This is a genomic window from Nocardiopsis sp. NRRL B-16309 (genome assembly GCF_001279585.1).
GTDB lineage: Bacteria > Actinomycetota > Actinomycetes > Streptosporangiales > Streptosporangiaceae > Nocardiopsis.
On sequence record NZ_LGEC01000126.1, the window covers coordinates 171,908 to 191,597 of the forward strand.

Below are 19,690 nucleotides of genomic sequence, written 5' to 3' on the forward strand. Positions count from 1 at the left end.
TTTGGAGTTCAGTGTATCGATAAGCTCAGATTGCATTAACCTGCAAGTCTCACTGGATGCTCGGGCGGAAAAGTGGTTCGAGTTTAATGTTTTTATGGCGCGAAGTGGATCTTTCTGTTTTTCGTTTCAGGGATTGATTGGTTTCTTTTGGTTCTCTGTTTTAAATTTTGTTTCCACCTCCCGTGATGGTGTGACGGTTGCGGATGCTACTGAGTGCTTCGACGGCGGTGTCGTCGGCTTCGGGGAGCGTGTGCAGGTAGCGCTCCGTCGTGGTGATGGAGGCGTGTCCCAGCCGATCTCGGACCACGGTCAGGCTGGCGCCTCCGGCGAGTAGCCACGACGCGTGGGCATGCCGCAGCTGATGCGGGGTCACCGACTTCGGCAGCCCGGCCTTCTCCGTTGCCGGGTGCCAGATGTTCTTGCGGAACCAATCTGCTGGGATGTGTCCGTCCGTGGTGACCTTGCGCCTGCGTCTCGGCTTGTCCTTGCCCTCCGCGCGGCGGACCGCCCGGTAATGGGCGAAGGCGGCACGGCAGTATTCACAGCGACACTTGCCGTTCGTGTAGGCGGTGGTCGTGCCGTGCTTGTACCTACGGCCCTGGTCGTTGGGCGCGGTAAGCCCGAGGTCTACGTCGTCAGGCACCCCGGGCACCGGAGCGTTGTCGTCCTGCTCTGGGAAGGAGAAGAGCAGGTCGTCATCGCGGATGCCGTGAGCCAGAGCGAAAGACAGGATCTTCTTGATCAGGGGACGGCTGAGTTTGAGTCGCCGGAACTTGCGGTCCTTGGGGTACTCCTTCACCAGGAACCGTCCACCGGTCGGGTGGGACTTCGCCGTGAGCTCCACGACGGAGCGGCTGACGGTGAGGATGCCCGTGGCCCGGTCGATGTCCTTGAGACGGACCTCGCTGAGTTCCCCCCACCGCAGCCCCGACTCGATGTCGAATTCCACCAGGAGCCGGAACCTCTCGTCCTCGATCGCGTCGTGGAAGTCGGAGAACTGCTCGGGGGTGATGATCTCGAACTGCTTCTTGCCGACCGTCGGCAGCACCACGCCCTTGCAGGGATGGGTGAAGATGACCTGGTTGACGACCGCCGAGGTGAAGATGGCCGACAGGATCGTGGTCATGCGGTGAATGGAAGAGGCGGCCAGGTCCTCCTTCTGGCACTGACGGACCCAGCTCTGGACGTGCTGGGGCAGGATCTCGTTCATGCGCATCTTGCCGAACTCGGGCACGAAGCGCCTGTTGACGGCGTAGCTGACGTTCTGTCGGGTGGACTCCTCCATGACGTGGTTGGGCAGCCAGGTGCCCAGGACGAAGTCGGCGAAGCGCTGGCGTCCGTGTTGGGTGCTGGTGACCCGCCCCTCGGCGACCTTGGCCTCGGCGCGCTGCCATGCCCTGTCGGCTTCCTTCGCGGTGGCGAAGGTGCCCGCTGAGCGCTCCTCCCCCTTGATATCGATGTAGTACGCGGTGAAGCGTGTCCCGCCCTTGGCGCTGGTGCGGGCGCGTGAGAACCCCATGTGGGCAGACCCCGTTCCTGACCGTGATCTGACCGTGTGACCGTGCGGTGGAGCGCGGCACCCGGCGTCACTTGGCGAACGGCGGAAAGCCGCTCAACAGGGGTAAGCCCGTTTTGGGGAAGCTCGTGACAGGTCGTTCCAGCGGTCGGATGATCGCTGATAAGGATGAGGCCCCAGGTTCAAGTCCTGGTACGCCCACACTCATAAGCAGCACGAAGGCCCCGCCGGATGTCCGGCGGGGCCTTTGGTGTGTGCGGACTCGTCGGTTCGGCGACATGTCGACACGCGGGTGCGTCGCCATGTCGACTCGTCACGGGGCCCCGGCGAAGGGCCCTCCGGGACAGGGCAAGATCGGTCAAGCGGCGACGGCCGCGGCGCGAACATACTGGTCACATGACCGATCCCACCGGCGAACCGCCCTCCGGGCGCGACCGCCTGCGCGAGCTGCTCGACGCGGTCCTGGACGAGGACAGCACCAGGCTGGCGGACATGGCGGACCGCGCGCACTCCTCACCGTTCCACTTCAGCCGGCGGCTCTCCCGGGACACCGGGGAGTCACCGGTGGCGCTGCGCCGACGGGTCCTGCTGGAGCGGGCCGCCTGGCAGATCGGCCAGGGCAGCAGCGTCACCGACGCGGCCTTCGCGGCCGGATACGCGTCGGTGGAGGGGTTCATCCGGGCCTTCACGCGCGCCTTCGGGCATCCGCCCGGTGCCACCACCGCCGGAAGCGGGCGATGGCTGCCCGCTCCGAACGGCGTCCACTTCCATCCGCCGATCCACCTGTGGGTGGAGGGGAACCCGAGGAGCCGACCGGCCATGGATCTGACCGCACTCCAGGTCCACCACGACGTGGACGACACCGCGCTGCTCCTCCGCCTGGCCGCGGGGCTGCCCGAGGCGGACTACCGGAAGGTGTGGAGCCCCGGCCGGACCGTCCTGACCTGGGACGGACCGGAGGAGTCCATCGCCGCGACCCTGGAACACCTGGTGCGGGCCAAGGAGGTCTGGCTCGCGTCCATCGAGGGCTCGGACTTCCCGGCGCGCGGGGCCGACGATCCGGAGTCGCTGATGTCCCGCCACGAGGACGCGGGGGCGCGCTGGATCGCGGCCGTGGACGACATCGGCCGCAGGGACGCCTGGGGCGACCGGCTCATCGACGCCCTGTGCGACCCGCCGGAGAGCTTCGTGCTGGGCGGGGTCGTGGCGCACGTGCTGACGTACTCGGCGCACCGCAGGCAGGCCGTCCGGCACATGTTGCGGTCCGCCGGAACCGAGGTCGGCCACGGCGACCCGCTGGAATGGCTGCAGAGCCGCAACGAACGAGGAGGGGACACCCCGTGAGGACCGTCTACAACACCGCCACCAGCCTCGACGGATTCATCGCCGACCAGGACAACTCCCTGGAGTGGCTGTTCTCGGTGGAGGAGCCCGAGCCGGGGTCTGCGGACGCCACCGCCCTCGGCGAGACCGAGGACTTCATCGCCCGGGCGGGCGCGATCGTGATGGGCGCGACCACCTACGAGTGGATCGTGGAGCACGAGTCCGGCAAGCCCTGGCCCTACCAGGTCCCCACGTGGGTCCTCACCCATCGCGAGCTTCCGCGGGTCGGGGGGAACCTGGTCTTCGCCGCCGCCGACAGCGACCAGGAGCTGCGGGACCTGCACGCCGAGATGGTCGGGGCCGCGGACGGGCGCGATGTGTGGGTGGTCGGCGGCGGCCGCCTGGCCGCGGACCTGGCCCGGCTGGGCCTGCTCGACGAGGTCGTCGTGTCCATCGCACCGGTGAGCCTGGGCGGGGGCGCTCCCCTGCTGGACGGCCGGGTGCGGTTGCGCGCGCTGGAGGCGAAGCTCCTGGGCGCCTTCGCCTGCCTGCGGTACGAGGTCGTCCGCGACTGAGGACGGGACGGATGGTGGGTCCCCGCCCGCCTCGGGCCGACTACCTCAGGCCGCCCGCCTCTGGTCACCCGCTTCAGGCCGACCGCCTCGGGCCGACCGCCTCGGGCCGACCGCCTCGGGCGGTGGTCGGCCCGAGGCGGGGCGGGGCCCCGGAGCCCCACCCCGCCCGGTCGTCCGCGAGGGTCACGCTGTCGTCAGCACCGTCAGCACCGTCAGGGCACCTGCTGGAGCAGCTTGTTGGGCGTGTCGTCGGTCGGTACACCGGTGAGGGTGCCGACGACGGCCGCGTCGTCCAGGGCCCTGCCCACCCGCTCCGGGTCGGCCCGGCGGTCCCGTCCGAGGTAGAGCGCCGCCACACCGGAGACGTGCGCCGCCGCGACCGAGGTTCCGGACATGGTGTGCGTCCCTCCGCCCGGCCACGCGGACGTGATGTCCACACCGGGGGCGTACAGGTCCAAACCGTCACCGTAGCTGCTGAACGGGGCGACCTGGTCGGCGCAGTCGGACGCTCCCACCGTGATGGCCTCGGCGACCCGGGCCGGGGAGGCGTCGGCCACGTCGTTCGAGACGGCGCCCCCCTCCACCGAGTAGGTGATCCCGGAGTCGATGGACGCGCGTACCGCGTTGTCGAGCACGTCACTGGGCGGAAGGCCGATGACGAAGTTGACCACCGACGGCCCGGAAGCGCGCTCGGTGATCCACTCGATCCCCTCCAGGAGCCCGTCGATGGTGCCACCGCCCTCGGCGTCGACCACCTTCACCGAGATCAGGTTGGCCTTCTTGGCCACCCCGTGTTCCGTGCCGCCCACCACTCCGGCCATGTGGGTTCCGTGGCCGTGGTCGTCGCCGCCGTCCCCGCCGAAGGCGTCGAAGCCGGGGACGGCACGCGGCCGGAGGTCGGGGTGGTCGTAGTCGAGGCCCGTGTCGACCATGTAGACGTCGACTCCGGCGCCGCCGGGAACGGGATAGCTGTAGGAGTCGTCGAGCGGAAGCGAGGGCTGGTCGATCCTGTCCAGGCCGCACGAGGGCGGGCCCGACTGCGTCACCGTGCGCCCGCCCACGCGCACGGCGGTGTTCTGCTCCACCAGCCGCACGGACCGGTCCGCCGCGACGCGCTCGGCCTGCTCCTCCGTGGCCTCGATCAGCACACCGTGCAGAGCGCTGTCGTACTCTTCGACCACCCGCACGCCGTACTCGCCGGCGACGTCCGGTTCGCTCCCCTCCTCGAACTCCACGATGTAGCCGCCGTCCACCGCGTCGGCGCTCTCCGCGTTGACGATGGTTCCGCGCTCCTGGGCGTGTCCGGGGGCGGCCAGTACGCCGGCGCCGAGCGCGGTGCCCATGACGAGAGCGGTGACGGCCTTCGCGGGCCGAACGGTCGGGAGATCTGTTCGCACTCTTCCTCCTCGTGGTGTGGTCCGGTGGTGCCCACCGCGGAGCAGAGTCGGCGCTGCGCGGCGCGGCGGCGGCTGCGCGAGGGGTTCCTTCGGCCCCTCGCGCAGCGCCGCGGGTCCTGTCTTCGGCCCGGGCCGTGGGATCACCGGTGGCGTCGGAGGATCCGCGATCACCACCGGGCGGCCCGGGGCGCGCCCGGCTACTCGACGAGCGCCTCGGTACGTGCCACCAGGCGGCCCGTCCCGGTGAGCGTGGCCAGATCGATGTCGGCCACGCAGCGGACCTCGACGAAGTTCAGCGTCAGCGTCCCCTCGACGTGGACCGTGCCGGTGCCGGCCGCGAAGTCCGCCCCGCTGGTGTCGGTTCTGTTCTGGTCGACGCGTACGCCCAGGTCGGTCCCCCCGCGCGAGTCGGGGAACTCGATGAAGACGTAGCCCAGTCGGGTGATGCGCCGCTCAAGCTCCTCCGCGGAGCGGGAGGGGCCGCCGACCGCGACCTTCCGCCCTTCCACGGAGAGGCGTTCGACGAGTTCGTCCATGATGGTCTCCTCTGTCATCGCTACGGACTTCTCCACACGTGATCGCCGGTGGTGCTGCACTCGGCGGTCCGGCTACTCGCCGGAGGGCCGCCCCGCCGCCCCGGCCATCTGCTCGCGCAGGCTCCGCGGGCGCATGTCGGTCCAGACCTCCTTCACGTAGGCGAGGCAGTCCTCCCGTGAACCGCTGACGCCCGTGTCCTCCCAGCCCGCGGGGACGTCCAGGTAGGAAGGCCAGAGGGAGTACTGCTCCTCATCGTTGACGAGGACCTTCATCTCGTTTTCGGACATTGCCGTTCTCCGTTCTGCTGTCGGTTCGAAGCCGTTCTCGCCGTCCGCTCGGTCGCGGACGGGTGACCGTGGGGCCGTAGCCGAGCCCTTCAGGAGAAGAGCCAGGGCGCTTCCCGCCTGCGGGACTCCTCGTAGGAATGGATGTCGTCCATGTGCGAGAGCGACCAGCCGAGGTGGTCCAGCCCCTCCATGACCATGGACTTGTTGAAGGAGTCGATCTCGAACCGGTACGCGCGGCCCGAGACCGTCACCGACTGGCGGGGGAGGTCGACGCTGACGCTGACGTGCCCCGGCGCGATGGCATCGAGGATCTCCCTGACCTCCGGCGCCTCCAGGACGATCGGAAGGATGTTGCTGTTGAAGCAGTTGTTGTAGAAGATGTCCGCGAAGCTCGGGGCGATGACGCAGAGGAATCCGTACTCCCTCAGCGCCCACGGCGCGTGCTCCCGGGAGGAGCCGCAGCCGAAGTTCTCGTTCGCCACGAGGACGCTCGCGTCCTCGAATCCGTGCCGGTTCAGCACGAAGTCCGGATCGGGCGTCGTCCCGTCCCCGGTGAACCGCCAGTTGGCGAAGAGGTGCGCACCGAATCCGGTGCGCCGGATCGACTTGAGGAAACGCGCGGGAATGATGTCGTCCGTGTTCACGTCGGCCCGGTCGAGTGGCGCGGCGGTACCGACATGGGTGGTGAACTTGTGCACGTCAGGCCCTCTTCCTAGATGCGGCGAACGTCGGCGAGACTGCCCGTCACGGCGGTCGCGGCGGCGGTGGCCGGGCTGACCAGGTGGGTCCTGCCCCCGCGCCCCTGCCGCCCCTCGAAGTTGCGGTTGCTGGTCGAGGCGCACCGCTCGCCGGCCGAGAGGTGGTCGCCGTTCATGGCGATGCACATGCTGCACCCGGGCTCGCGCCACTCGAAGCCCGCCCGGCGGAAGATGTCCGCCAGCCCCTCCTTCTCCGCCTGGCGGCGGACCGCCATCGATCCGGGGACGACGATGGCGCGGACACCGGCGGCGACCTGCCTGCCGACCACGTGGTCGGCCGCGATCCGCAGGTCCTCCACGCGCGAGTTGGTACAGGACCCGATGAAGACGGTGTCCACCTTGACGTCCTGGAGGCGCTGGCCCGGCTCCAGTCCCATGTAGTCCAGGGCCTGCTCGACACCGGCGCGGGCCACCGGGTCGCTCTCGGCGGCCGGGTCCGGCACCCTTCCGGTGATGTCGGTCGTCATGCCGGGGGTGGTCCCCCAGGTCACCTGCGGTACGAGGCCGTCGACGTCCAGCCGGTACTCCGCGTCGTAGCGGGCGCCCGGATCGGTCGCCAGCGACTTCCAGTGCCGTGCCGCGCGTTCGAAGAGGTCGCCGGCGGGTGCGAAGCGCCGTCCGCGCACGTAGTCGATCGTGACGTCGTCCGGCGCGACCATGCCCGCCCTCGCCCCGGCCTCGATCGCCATGTTGCACAGCGTCATGCGGCCCTCGACCGTCAGGGAGCGGACGGCCGATCCGCTGAACTCGATGACGTGGTGGGTGCCGGCGTCGGTCCCGAGCCTGCGGATCACGTACAGGGCGATGTCCTTCGCGCTCACGCCGGGCGCCGGAGTCCCCTCGATGTGGATGTTCATCGTCTTGGGCCTGCGCTGCAGCAGGCACTGCGTGGCCAGCACGTGCTCCACTTCGCTGGTCCCGATGCCGACCGCGAAGATGCCCAGCGCGCCGTGGGTGGAGGTGTGGGAGTCGCCGCACACGACCGTCATGCCGGGCAGTGACAGGCCCAGTTCCGGGCCCACCACGTGCACGATCCCCTGGTCCTCGTCGTCCATGTCCAGGAGGGCGACCCCGAACTCCCGCGCGTTGTCCTCCATGGTCTGGATGCACATCACGCTCTGGTCGTCCACGACGTCGACGAGCCGGCGTCCCGGCACCGTGGGGACGTTGTGGTCGATCACGGCCACCACCGTCTCGGGCCGGTGGACCCGGAGGCCGCGGGCCCTCAGACCGGCGAAGGCCTGCGGCGACGTCGCTTCGTGGGTGAGGTGCCGGTCGATGTAGAGCATCGGCACCTCTCCGGGCTCGTCGCGCACCACGTGCGCGTCCCAGATCTTCTCGAACATCGTTCGGGGCGTCACAGAGCCCTCCAAATCAGCCTGTCCCAACGTCCAACGACCTTTCAGGCTCCGTGCGGGGCGGTCGCCCGCGCACAGCTCTCTTCCAGCTCCTCGCGGGTCAGCTCCCGGCCCAGGCGGTTCGCGAGGGCGAGGGTCCGCTCGACGGCCTCCGGGGTGAGGTCCGCGGGATCGCCCCCGAGGTTCTTGTGGGCGAGCCGGACCGTGCTCTGGCCGCTCCACGGGCTGACGCTCACGGACTCGGTGCCGCCGACGGAGGCGGGGTTGACGGCCGAGTACACGGTGCAGGCCATCTCGCGCAGCCTGGCCTCCAGCGCGAGGTCGCCCTGGGCCCGGGCGCGGTCGGCCATGCCGTGGGCCTTGAGGATCGCGTCGGTGTGGATGCCCGAGGACGTGTGGCTGTAGCGCCGTCCGAGGACCCCGTGCTCGGGGGGCGCGACCCCGACCATGTCCTGGTAGAAGGAGATCAGTTCGAGCAGCCGCGACATCTCCCACCGGGGGGCCAGGCCGGCCTCCGCCTCGATGGCGGAGAGGTTCAGCACGACCTCCTCCAGCGAGGCGTTGCCGGAGCGCTCACCGACGCCGCGCGAGACGACGTGGACGCGGTCGACGCCGGCCGCCGCGGCCGTCATCGCGTTGGCCAGCGCGTTGCCGGTGTCGCGGTGTCCGTGCCAGTCCAGCTTCACGTCGGGTGCGCCCAGGGCCCTGAGCTCCTCCCGGACGAAGCGCACGAGGCGGTGGGTGCCGAGGGGCCGGATGGTGCCGATCGTGTCGGCCAGGGCGATGCAGTACGCGCCGCCCTCGACCTGGGCCCGGATGATGGCCCGGACGTCCTCCGGGGAGGTCTGCGTGGTGTGCTCGGTTCCCGCGATGACGGGGACGCCCATGTCCACGGTCTTCCGGATGAACGTGTCGAGCTTGTCCAGGATGAAGTCCATGTCCCAGCCCTGCGCGAGCCGTCGGGACGGCGCGCTGCCCATGAACACGAGCGCTTCCAGGGAGGGGTGGATCTCCTTGCACTCAAGGGTCCATTTGAGTGATTCCTCCGTGCACATGGAGAGCACCGAGGGCACGATGGAGGGGGTCTCCTCCCTCATCCGCGCGAGAAGCTCCTTCATCCGCGTGTCGAGGAGGCCCGCCTTGCCGGGGAAGATCCCGACGCAGGCGTAGGTGATCCCGAACGAGTCGAGCAGGGACAGGTACCGGACCATCTCGTCGACCGACGGGTATCCGGATATCCCCTGGAGGCCGTCCCTGAGGCATTCCGAGACGATCTCCACGCCCGCGGACCGTGCGGCGAGCGGTTCACCGGGGATGTTCGTCGTGAGCGGGGCGAGGGTGCTCGCCTCGTTGTTCCAGTTGAAGTTCATCGGGACATCGACGGGTCCGGACCCCGCCGCCGCGGAGCCCCTGGAGCTGATCGTATCCTTCTGCATAACCTCTCCTTATAGAAGAATGACCACTCGGTATCACGCCCGCTCCGACTCCTTCTCGACGGGCAGTATTCCGACCGAAAATCTGATGTAGTCGTCCGAGTAACCGAATGTCGAACCCGGTATTCCGGCGATCCCGGTCTTCTCGAAGACGGTGAAGCAGTCCACTCCTGGTCTGAGCCTGCTCCAGTTGTAGATGGTCGCGTCATTGTCAAGATAGAATTGATCGAAGAGATCGTGTTCCTTGTCGAATAGTTCGAGCTGCCGACGAAGCCGCGATCGGCGCAAACGGTAGAGTGCTCGAATCTTGTCGATCAGATGGGGCCGTTCCAGGAAAAGGGCGTGGTAGGCCATGAAGCGCAACTGCCATTCCCCGGGAAGTGAGCCCACGCTGTTCGTCCAGCTCGCCCCCATGCCCGCCGCGAATCCGGCGTCACCGAAGACGGCCCATCCGAACCTCTCCCCGGTCAGGGTGTGGGTCTTGGACCAGCTGCCCACGTAGATCGTCCGGTCGGCGAGGTCGGTCGCCGAGGCCAGGCTCCGCATACGCGCCCGGTCCTCGTCGGGCGGGCCCGTGCCGACGTAGGCCAGATCGGCGAGGAGGTGGACGCGGCGTCCCCTGTCGGCGAAGTGCCGCAGGACCCCCTGCAGGGCGGAGAGCTCGGCGGGCGCGTACGCGAACGTGGTCGGGTTGTTCGTCACGGTGAGGTAGACGACGGAGATGTCCGGGTTCTCCTGGAGGCTCCGGGCGAGCAGCGGAGCCGTCAGCTTGAAGTCGTCCTCGCTCCGGGTCGTGACCGAGTGCAGCCGGTAGCCGTAGGAGGCGGCCTGCAGCTCGGGGATGTTGAACCCGGGGGCGGCGAAGAGGACGGCACCGGGGGGCCGCGCGTCGAGCCGGGCCAGGTGGGCGATGCCGCGCAGGACCTTGTCGATGCAGTCCGCCGCGCCCAGGCCGAGGGCGACGTGCCGTGCCGAGGCCTCCACCCCCCACGCCCCCATGTCCTCGGCCAGCAGGCCGCGCAGCACGGGGTTGCCGACGCCGTGGATGTCGTACACGCGCGGGTCGTATCCGGCGGCGAGGAGCGTCCGCTCCGCGCTGACCATCTGGTCGCGGAGCCACCGGTGGCCCTCCCCCGGCGCGACGTATCCGCCCAGGTCCTCCCCCGGTAGCGCGATGCCGAGTTCCTCGGCCAGTGTCCGGTAGTCCGCGGGGCCGCCCGGCTCCCCCTCGCACTCGCTGACACGGCGCAGGTCGATGTCGCCGATCGTCCGGTTGACGACGCCCTGCCGGATGGCCGCGGGGTGGAGACCGCGTCGGGCGCAGTCCCGTTCCAGGTCCTGGACGATGCGCGCCATGATCCGGATGGGCGGCTCCGTGCCGGCCTGGCGGTCCGATCTGTGGCGCCGCAGTGTCTCCTCCCGGGCGCGCTGGACGAGCAGGTGCTGCTCCTCCATCCCGGATCCGGCCGTCGGGGTGGGCGTGTGCGGCGTCATCGGTGCGAAACCTCCGGCATACGGGTGGTCCACGGGTGCGTGGGGGTGGTGCGGTTCAGGCCTGGGCCAACGTGTCGCGGACCAGCCGGCCCATGTCCCGGGTCCCGACCACCGTGCGGCCGCTCTCCTGGACGTCCGGCGTCCGGTAGCCCCGGTGGAGGACCTCCTCCACCGCCGCCTCGACGGCCGCGGCCTCCCGTTCCAGGCCCAGGGAGTGGCGCAGCAGCAGGGCGGCGGAGAGGATCGCGCCGACGGGGTTGGCCCTGTCCTGGCCCGCGATGTCCGGGGCGGAGCCGTGGACGGGCTCGTACAGTCCGAACAGGCCGCCCTCGACACGGCGCACGCCGAGGCTCGCGGACGGGAGCATGCCGATCGATCCCGCGAGGACCGACGCCTCGTCGGTGAGGATGTCGCCGAACAGGTTCTCGGTGACCACGACGTCGAAGCGCGCGGGGTTCCTCAGCAGCTCCATGGCACAGGTGTCGACGAGCATGTGCTCGTGGTCCACGGTGGGGTGGTCGCGGGCCACCTCCTCCACGACCTCCCGCCACAGGACCGAGGAACTGAGCACGTTGGCCTTGTCCACCGAGGTCACCCGGTGACCGCGTCGGGCGGCGATCCCGAAGGCCGTCCGCACGACACGCTCGATCTCCTGCCCGGTGTAGGTGAGCGTGTCGACGGCCTTCGGGTCCGGTCCCGTGCGGTCGATGCCGCTGGGCTTGCCGGGAACGGATTCCAGGTGTCCGTAGTAGAGGCCGGCCGACAGCTCCCGGACGAAGACCATGTCCGTGCCCTTGAGCCGTTCCGGCCGTACCGGAGAGGCGCCGTACATCGGTTCGGCGGGCCGGACCGGACGAAGGTTGGCGAAGAAGCCGAACTCCTTCCGGAGGCGGAAGAGCGCCTGTTCCGGCCGTGGGCCGCCGTCCGCCCGGCCGGAGGGCGCTCCGCCGACCGCGCCGAAGAGGACGGCGTCGCTGCGCGCGCACATCTCGAACGTGGCGTCGGAGATGGCGGCTCCCTCGGCCGCGATGGCGTCCTGTCCCACGAGGCCCTGGTGGAAAACGAAGGCATGGTCGTAGACGGCTTCCACGGCCCGCAGTACCTGCAGGGCCTGCTCGGTCACTTCGGGTCCGACACCGTCTCCCTGCAGCACGGTGATCGCGGCGTTGCTCATCGGGGGAACCTTTCGTCGACGGACTCGTCGGGGGCTCGCGTTCCGCCGGTCCGGCCCGGATCCGGTGGCTCGCGGGCCGCGGCGGCGGCTAGGAGCGCCGTTTCGGCTGGGAGTCCGGTCTCGGGTGGAAGGAGAGCAATTGGTCGACGATGGTGCCGCGCCAGCAGACCATGTCGTGGCCGCCGGTGTATTCGACGTAGTCGACCTCGTAACCCTTTTCCTGAAGGACGTCCCGCGCGTGGCGGTGCGTCGTCATCGGGTCGAACTCCATGATGGCCTGCTCCATGCTCCCGATACTCATCGAGAAACGGATGGGGAGCTTGGGGCTCTTCTTGAATTGCTCGGTCATCCATTCGTCCTTGACACCCGGGACGCCTTTTCCCGGCCACCAGAACGAACCTGACTGGGAGATGACGTTGCCGAATCGCTCAGGGCTCTCGAACGCGGCGTAGGCCGCCGCCAGGCCGCCGAAGCAGGAACCGGCGACGACCGTGCGCGCGGGGTCCGACGTGATGTTGTAGTTCTCGTGGACCCACGGCATGAGCTCCTCGTTCAGGAAGTCGACGAACGGCCGGTGGCAGGGCAGTTCACGAGCGCGGACGTCCTGGTCCTCGTTGGTGTGCATCACGAGCACGTAGGGAGGGATTCGGCCGGTGAAGAGCAGGTTGTCCAGCACCGTCGTGATGGACGCGAAGTTGTAGTAGGACCAGCCGTCGAAGAGCAGAAGGACGTCGTGGTCGTCGCCCCCGGGGTCGTATCCGGGCGGAGTGTGGACGGCGATGTGGTGGCGGGTGCGCAGGATCGAACTGTCCATCGACCGCATGTGGCTCTTCCCCTTCGGCACACCGCGCCGGGGGACGTTCCACGGCTGCTTGGGGGCTTCGGGGAGTTCGAGCACGGACACCCGGAACTCGTTCGGGTTCCCCAGAAGCGTGTAGTCACGGGGGTTCAGGGGATCCGTCCGGTACTGGGAGAGGCGTTCCAGGACCTCGGCGTACGAAGCGAACGGCACGAGTGCGTCGTTGACCGAGAACAGATAGGTCGTTCGCAGTTCCGAGGGCAGGAGATAGGACTTGTACCAGACGTCGGTTCCGGGGAGGCGGTCCATCCGGTACTCGCTGAAGTCGTCGCTGCTCGGTGCGCTGAAGAAGAACACGAGCACGTTCTCGGTGTCGCCCGGGTCCCGCCAGAGGAACGTGACCAGGGTCCGTCCCTCGTCGTCACCGACCTGTTCCATCAGCGGCGCACCCGATTCGGCGACCTCCGCCCACAGTTCGTCGACGGCCTGGGTCGCGCCGTTCTCGATGTCGGCCGCCAACCGGGATATGCGTGGACTGGCGATGGACGTCTCCTGGTCGAGCATGTCTCTTTCTCCTCGTGGCTTGCGGGGGCGCGGGGGTGCGGGGGCGGCGAGGTCGGCGCCGTGGTCCGTCAGAGCAGGTCGAACAGTTCCGCGGCATCGGCTTCTTCGCTGTCGCCGTTGTCGACGCTGTGGTCGATCACGTGTGCCAGCGCTTCGACCGTCCTGTTCTGGAAGACCGTCGGGAGCATGAGCGTGATGCCCCACCGGTCCTGGACCTCGGTCGACATGGAGGCGACGAGGAGTGAATGGCCGCCCAGGGCGAAGAAATCGTCCCGGACGCCGACCCGGTCCAACCCGAGAAGGGTCGACCAGAGATCAGCCAGCACCTTTTCGGTGTCGGTCCGGGGGGCGACGTAGGCCGATTCGTCCTGCGCCTGCCGCACGATGTCCGGCAGCGAGGGCAGGGCCTTGCGGTCCACCTTCCCGTTCGGGCTCAGCGGGAATTCCTCCAGCGGCACGAAGTACGTGGGCACCATGTACTCGGGAAGCCGTTCGAGGAGGTGGGTCCTGAGGTCGTCGGGGTCCGCCTCGTGGCCCGCCCTCGCCGTGTGGAAGGCGATCAACCGCTTGTCGGCGGGGCCGGCCTCGTGCACGGCGACCAGACACGACCGAACGGCCGGGTGCTCGGCGAGCACCGCCTCGATCTCCTCGATCTCGATCCGATAGCCGCGGATCTTGATCTGGTGGTCCTTGCGCCCCGCGTACTCGATGCTGCCGTCGGACCGGTATCGGGCCAGGTCACCCGTGGCGTAGAGGCGACCGGGGCCGAAGGGGTCGGCGACGAACCGTTCGGCGGTCAGGTCCGGGCGCCCGGCGTAGCCGCGGGCGAGTTGGACCCCGCCGATGAACAGCTCACCGATGACACCGTCGGGGACCGGTGCCATCGCCTCGTCGAGGATGTAGAGCCGTGTGTTGGCCACCGGCCGCCCGATGGGCACGGTGCTCGCTCCAGGGATGTTCGCGCACTCCCAGAAGCTGACGTCGACCGACGCCTCCGTGGGTCCGTAGAGATTGTGCAACCGCGTGTGCGGCAACGACTCCTGGAACCGTTCCTGGACATCGAGGGGAAGGGCCTCGCCGCTGCAGATGACGTTCCGGACGCCCTCGCAGAGCCGGGGCACGTCCGGCTGCTGGAGGAACGCCTGCAGCATCGAGGGAACGAAGTGGAGGACGCTGACGGCCTGCTCGTCGACCAGTTCGGCCAGGTAGGCGGGGTCGCGGTGCCCCTCGGGCCGTGCGACGTGCAGCCGTGCGCCGGCGATCACGGGCCAGAAGAACTCCCAGACCGAGACGTCGAAGCTGTACGGAGTCTTCTGCAACACGCGGTCGTGGGCCCGCAGACCGTAGGCGTCCTGCATCCAGAGCAGGCGGTTGCAGATGCCGCGGTGGGACAGCATCGCCCCCTTGGGCCTGCCGGTGGAGCCGGACGTGTAGATCACGTAGGCCAGGTGGTCCGGGCCCACGGCCGCGTCGACGGGTTCGGGGCTCGCGTCCAGCCACGAGGTGTCGGCGCCGCCGAGTTCGATGACCGGGACTCCCCGTTCGCCCAGGCCGTCGAGGCGGTCCATCGTCTCCGGCTGCGCCAGGACGACCTGGACACGGGCGTCGTCGGCGATGAACGCGAGCCGTTCCGCGGGGTGGTCGGGGTCCAGGGGCACATAGGCACCGCCCGCCTTGAGCACAGCCAGGAGGCCGACCACCAGGTCGAGCGAGCGGTGCACGCAGACGCCCACGTGTGTCTCGGGCCCCACGCCGAGGTCGCGCAGTGTGCGCGCCAGACGGTTGGCGCGGCGGTCCAGTTCGGCATAGCTCAGCTGTCGGTCCTCGAAGGACAGCGCGATGCGGTCGGGAGTCTCGCGGACCTGCTCCTCGAAGAGGTGGTGGAGGCACACGGGCCGCAGGGCGTCCTCGTCGTGTGTGGCGTTGCGCTCCTCCAGGATCTCGGCCCGCTCCGAGGCCGAGAGCATGCCGAGTCGCGCGACGGGCGTCTCGGGCGCGGCCAGGGCCGCCTCGATGAGGTTGCGCAGGTGAGCGCCCATGCGGGCGACGGTGTCCCGCTCGAAGAGGCCGGTGCTGTACTCGAAGTTGAACGTCAGCTCTCCGTCCCTCTGCTGGAGGCTGAGGCCGAGATCGAACTTCGAGACGCCGATCCCCGAGTCCGTGACCTCATGGATCCAGTCCGGCTGCTCCGGGTCCTCGGGAGCCTCCGCGAAGAGCTGGTCCAGGCCGGTGAACATCACCTGGAACACCGGGTTGTAGCTCAGGCTGCGCTCGGGTGCGAGCTCCTCGACGATCCGCTCGAACGGCACCTCCTGGTGGCTCTGCGCCTCCAGGAGGTTCCACCGGACCTGCTGGAGCACCTCCGTGAAGCTCGGATCGCCCTGCAGGTCCACGCACAGGGCCACCGTGTTCACCAGGAAGCCGATCAGCGGCTCGGTCTCCACCCGGTTGCGGTTGGCCACCGGGATGCCGATCGTCACCTTGTCCTGCCCGCTGTGGCGGGAGAGGAGGACCGCGAAGGCGCTCAGCACCGTGATGAAGTGCGTCGTCCGGTTCTCGGCGCTGAGCCGCCTGATCCGATCGCTGAGCTCCGCCGGCAGCGAGCACGTGTGGTTGGCGCCGCTGTAGTCCTGCACCGCGGGACGGGGGTGGTCGGTGGGCAGCGACAGCAGGGCGGGCGCGTCCGCCAGGTGCTCCTTCCAGAACCGCAGGTGCGGCCGCAGGTGCTCCTCCTGGAGCCACTGCTGCTGCCACACCGCGTAGTCGGCGTACTGCACGGCCAGCGGAGCGGGCATGACCGGGTCGTCGGTCCCCAGAGTGTCGTAGATCCGCAGCAGTTCCTCGTTGAGGATCCGCACCGAGAAGCCGTCGACGATCGCGTGGTGGCCGCTGAACGCCAGCAGCGCCTCGGTGTCGGACAGGTGTATGAGCAGCGTGCGGAACAGCGGGCCCTCGGAGAGATCGAAGGGCTCGGTCCACAGCTCGCGCGTCAGCGCCTTGACCGACTCCGGACGCCGTCGCTCCGGCTCCGCCGACAGGTCCGCTTCGGACAGGACGACGGGCCCGCTGTCGGCGATGTCCTGCCACACCCGTCCGCGGCTCTCCCGGAAGGTGGTCCGCAGGGTCTCGTGCCGCGCGACCAGCGTCTCCAGGGCCAGCCTGAGCCGCGCGGGATCGACGGCGGAGCGCCGGTGGAGCAGCCAGCCCACCGTGTACAGGGCGCTGTCGGGGTGCAGGCGGTCCATGTACCAGACCCGCTGCTGGTCGAACGTCGCCGGGACGGGTCGGTCGCGCGGTACGGGAACGAGGGGGACGGTTTCGCGCGGGTCCTGTTCCCGCGCGAGGCGGTCGAGTTCGGCGGCGACTCCGGCGACGGTCGGCCGCTCGAACAGCACACGGACCGGCAGTTCGACCCCGAACGCCTGCTGGACGCGGGCCGCGACCTTCACCGCGACCAACGAGTGTCCGCCCAGGCCGAAGAAGTCGTCGGTGACGCCGATGGGCCGGCGGTCGAGGACCTCCTCCCAGATCGTGGCCACCAGCGCCTCGGTCCTGGTCCGCGGCAGCACGCTCGCGGAGAGGGCGGGGCGCGCGTCCTCTCCCGGCAGCGGGAGCACCCGCCGGTTGAGCTTGCCGTTGCCGGTGAGGGGGAGTTCGTCGAGGTAGACGAAGTCCGAGGGGACCATGTACGACGGCAGCTGTTCCTTCAGGTGCGCGCGGAGCCCCTCGGTGGCGCCGTCGGACGCCCCGTCGAGCACCACGTAGGCGACCAGGCGCTTGCCCGATCCGTCCGGTTGGGCGAGAACGGCGCAGTTCTGGACCAGAGGATGCTGGTCGAGCACCGTCTGGATCTCCCCCAGTTCCATCCTGAAGCCCCGGATCTTCACCTGGCCGTCGACCCGCCCGACGAACTCGATGTTCCCGTCGGGCAGATACCGGACGATGTCCCCGCTCCTGTAGAGGCGGCTTCCGGGCTCGGTGCCGAACGGGTCGGCGACGAAGCACTCCGCGGTGAGGTCCGGACGGTTCATGTAGCCCCGGGTCACGCCGACGCCGCCGATGCAGAGCTCGCCGGGCACGCCGACCGGCACGGGACGCATGCGGGAGTCGAGGACATAGGTCCGCACGTTGGTGATCGGGCGGCCGATGTGGATGGTGTCCAGGTGCTCGTCGGTGTGCGCTCCGGTGGCGAAGACCGTCGTCTCGGTCGGTCCGTAGACGTTGAAGAAGTCGCGGCCGGGGGCCCATGTGCGGATCAGGTCGGCCGAGTAGGCCTCGCCACCCACGACCAGGGTCCTCAGGTCGGGCAGCGGATCCGTGGGCAGGGTGGCCAGGGCGCCTGGGGTGAAGCTCAGGATCTCGATCGCCCGCTCGGCCAGCAGGTCGTGGAGGTCGGTGCCGATCATCCGCGTGTCACCGCTGGGGATGTGCAGTACGCCGCCGGTCACCAGCGGCAGGAGGATCTCCCAGACGGAGAAGTCGAAGCTCAGCGAGGCGACCTGCAGGACGTTCTGCGGCCTGTCGAAGCACGGGTACCGGCCGATCCACGGCACGACGTGCCGGATGCACCGGTGGGAGACCATCACGCCCTTGGGCCGTCCGGTCGACCCCGAGGTGTAGATGATGTAGGCGAGGTTCTCCGGGGTGAGGGCCGTCGACGGCTTCTCCACGGGTTCGGCGGCCACGGCGGACCACTCCGAGTCCAGGCAGAGGGTCGGCAGGTCCCCGGTCGGCAGGTCCGGCAGCAGGTGCGACTGTGTGAGGAACAGGTGCACTCGCGCGTCGTCGAGGACGAACGACATCCGGTCGGCGGGGATGCGGGGGTCCAGGGGGACGTAGGCCCCGCCGGCCTTGAGAACGCCCAGCAGGCCGATGATGGACTCCGGCGAGCGGTCCAGGCACAGCCCCACCAGGACCTCGGGGCCGACCCCGTTGCGTCGCAGCCAGTGCGCCAGCTGGTTGGCGCGGACGTTGAGCTGGTCGTAGGTCAGATGGCCGTCCTCGTGCACGACCGCGACCGCGTCCGGGGTGGCCCGCACCCGGTCCTCGACGAGTTCGTGCAGGAAGGCGCCCCCGTCCTCGGAGACGGTGTCGGAACTCCACTCCTCCACGGCCCGGGTGTGCTCGTCCTCGGTGAGCACGGAGACCCGGGCGAGCGGGTCCCGCGGCGAGGCCACGAACGCGCGGCAGATCTGCCGCAGGTGCCCGAGCATCGCGTCGATCGTCCGAGCGTCGAACCGGCGGCTGTCGTAGAAGAGGTTGATGCCGAGTCGGTCGTCGAGGGTGATCACGGCGTTGAGCGGATAGTGGGTCCGTTCCCGCGAGCTCACGTCCGCGAAGCGCAGCGAGTCCTCCTCGCTCTCGTCCTCCGGGTAGTTCTCGAAGACGAAGAGGGTCTCGAACAGGGAGGCGTCGGCGGGCAGGCCGCTCCAGCGCTGGATGTCGCTCAGGGGGCTGTAGTCGAACTGGCGCATCCGCATGGCCTGTTCCTGGAGGCCGTGCAGCCAGTCCAGGACGCGGTCCCGTTCGGGCACGGCGACCCGCGTCGGGAGGGTGTTGATGAAGAGGCCGGCCGTGCGTTCGATGCCCTCGATCTCGGCGGGGCGGCCGGAGACCACGGTTCCGAAGGTGACGTCGTCGGTTCCGGAGTAGCGGGAGAGCAGCAGGGCCCAGCAGCCCTGGAGCACGGTGTTCAGTGTCAGCCGGTGGTGTTGGGCGAACTCCTGCAGCCGCGCGGTCTCGTCCTGGCCGAGGTGGGCGGTGGCCGTGGCCGGTGGGACGGGGCCGTGGTCATCGGTGTCGGGACGGCCGGCGATGTTGAGCGGGGCGGCCTGTTCGACGCCTCTCAGGGTCTCGCGCCAGTACTGTTCGGCCTGGTCGGTGTCCTGGCGTCCGAGCCAGGACACGTAGTCGCGGTAGGGCCGCGCCGGGGCCTTCTCCACCTGCCGGCCGCGGGTGAAGGCGTCGTACCACTGGACGGCTTCGTTGAGGATGAGGCTGATGCTCCAGCCGTCGAGGATCGCGTGGTGGGCGCTCCAGATCAGCTGGTAGCCGTCGTCGGCGGTGCGGGCCAGCATCATCCGCCACTGGGGGACGTCCCGGGGGTCGAAGCCCTCGGCGCGGTCCTGGCGCAGGTAGGCGTCCACCCGATCCTGTTGTTCCTCGGCGGAGTGTGCGCGCCAGTCCTGTGTGCGGAGCGGCACGGGGACGTCGGCCCAGACCAGTTGCAGGGCGTGGTCGTCCTCGGTCGTGTGGAAGCCGGTGCGCAGGATGGGGTGGCGGTGCATGACCTGGGCCCAGGCCTGGTGGAAGGCGTCGGTGTCCAGCTCTTGCTCGATACGCAGGATCATCTGGACGTGGTAGACGCCTTCGCCCCGGGAGAGCTGGCTCTGGAACCACAGGCCCTGCTGGATGGGGGTCTGTGGGTAGCAGTCCGCCAGAGGACGCGGAGTCGTGGCCGAGCGCCACTCCGGCA

The 19,690-nt window shown here is 69.4% G+C and carries 13 protein-coding genes; 2 read left to right on the top strand and 11 right to left on the bottom strand.

What is annotated here, in order from left to right; all coding sequences use genetic code 11:
* Window positions 1-160: 160 nt before the first annotated feature.
* Window positions 161-1,519, bottom strand: coding sequence for a tyrosine-type recombinase/integrase (locus ADL05_RS27555; RefSeq protein ID WP_053619933.1), 1,359 nt, complete (start codon window positions 1,517-1,519; stop codon window positions 161-163).
* Window positions 1,520-1,912: 393 nt separating this feature from the next.
* Between ADL05_RS27555 and ADL05_RS27560 the strand changes: the two genes are divergently transcribed.
* Both ADL05_RS27560 and ADL05_RS27565 read left to right on the top strand, forming a co-directional pair.
* Window positions 1,913-2,860 carry a helix-turn-helix domain-containing protein gene (locus tag ADL05_RS27560; protein WP_053619934.1) on the top strand — a complete coding sequence of 316 codons (948 nt, stop codon included), beginning with the start codon at window positions 1,913-1,915 and terminating at the stop codon, window positions 2,858-2,860.
* Window positions 2,818-3,414 carry a dihydrofolate reductase family protein gene (locus ADL05_RS27565; protein ID WP_053619935.1) on the top strand — a complete coding sequence of 199 codons (597 nt, stop codon included), beginning with the start codon at window positions 2,818-2,820 and terminating at the stop codon, window positions 3,412-3,414. The genes ADL05_RS27560 and ADL05_RS27565 overlap by 43 nt, the downstream gene beginning before the upstream one ends.
* Before the next feature lie 212 nt (window positions 3,415-3,626).
* On the opposite strand, the gene ADL05_RS27570 is transcribed toward ADL05_RS27565, so the two are convergent.
* The 10 genes from ADL05_RS27570 to ADL05_RS27615 all read right to left on the bottom strand — a co-directional run bounded on the left by ADL05_RS27570 (window position 3,627) and on the right by ADL05_RS27615 (window position 19,655).
* Window positions 3,627-4,811 carry a S8 family peptidase gene (locus ADL05_RS27570; RefSeq protein ID WP_156366079.1) on the bottom strand — a complete coding sequence of 395 codons (1,185 nt, stop codon included), beginning with the start codon at window positions 4,809-4,811 and terminating at the stop codon, window positions 3,627-3,629.
* 197 nt (window positions 4,812-5,008) lie between these two features.
* The gene (locus ADL05_RS27575; protein WP_197285952.1) at window positions 5,009-5,365 is read right to left on the bottom strand and encodes a hypothetical protein; all 357 of its coding nucleotides are present in this window, start codon (window positions 5,363-5,365) and stop codon (window positions 5,009-5,011) included.
* A gap of 54 nt (window positions 5,366-5,419) precedes the next feature.
* Window positions 5,420-5,635 (bottom strand): MbtH family NRPS accessory protein, encoded by a 216-nt coding sequence (locus tag ADL05_RS27580; protein ID WP_053619937.1) that lies wholly within the window; start codon window positions 5,633-5,635, stop codon window positions 5,420-5,422.
* A gap of 89 nt (window positions 5,636-5,724) precedes the next feature.
* Window positions 5,725-6,333: a 3-isopropylmalate dehydratase small subunit gene (gene leuD / locus ADL05_RS27585; RefSeq protein ID WP_053619938.1), complete on the bottom strand. Its 609-nt coding sequence runs from the start codon at window positions 6,331-6,333 to the stop codon at window positions 5,725-5,727.
* A 14-nt stretch (window positions 6,334-6,347) separates the two neighbouring features.
* A complete protein-coding gene (gene leuC / locus ADL05_RS27590) occupies window positions 6,348-7,739 on the bottom strand; it encodes a 3-isopropylmalate dehydratase large subunit (RefSeq protein ID WP_197285955.1) in 1,392 nt (463 codons plus the stop codon).
* A 56-nt stretch (window positions 7,740-7,795) separates the two neighbouring features.
* Window positions 7,796-9,187, bottom strand: coding sequence for a hypothetical protein (locus tag ADL05_RS27595; RefSeq protein WP_053619940.1), 1,392 nt, complete (start codon window positions 9,185-9,187; stop codon window positions 7,796-7,798).
* Window positions 9,188-9,220: 33 nt separating this feature from the next.
* Window positions 9,221-10,678, bottom strand: coding sequence for a pyridoxal phosphate-dependent aminotransferase (locus ADL05_RS27600; protein ID WP_053619941.1), 1,458 nt, complete (start codon window positions 10,676-10,678; stop codon window positions 9,221-9,223).
* Window positions 10,679-10,733: 55 nt separating this feature from the next.
* Entirely contained in the window at window positions 10,734-11,852 is a 1,119-nt protein-coding gene (gene leuB, locus ADL05_RS27605) for a 3-isopropylmalate dehydrogenase (protein WP_053619942.1), read from the bottom strand.
* 88 nt (window positions 11,853-11,940) lie between these two features.
* On the bottom strand, window positions 11,941-13,215 hold the full coding sequence (fes, locus tag ADL05_RS27610) for an enterochelin esterase (protein ID WP_053619943.1): 1,275 nt from the start codon (window positions 13,213-13,215) through the stop codon (window positions 11,941-11,943).
* Between the two features lie 68 nt (window positions 13,216-13,283).
* Entirely contained in the window at window positions 13,284-19,655 is a 6,372-nt protein-coding gene (locus tag ADL05_RS27615) for a non-ribosomal peptide synthetase (RefSeq protein ID WP_255351870.1), read from the bottom strand.
* Between the last annotated feature and the right edge of the window lie 35 nt (window positions 19,656-19,690).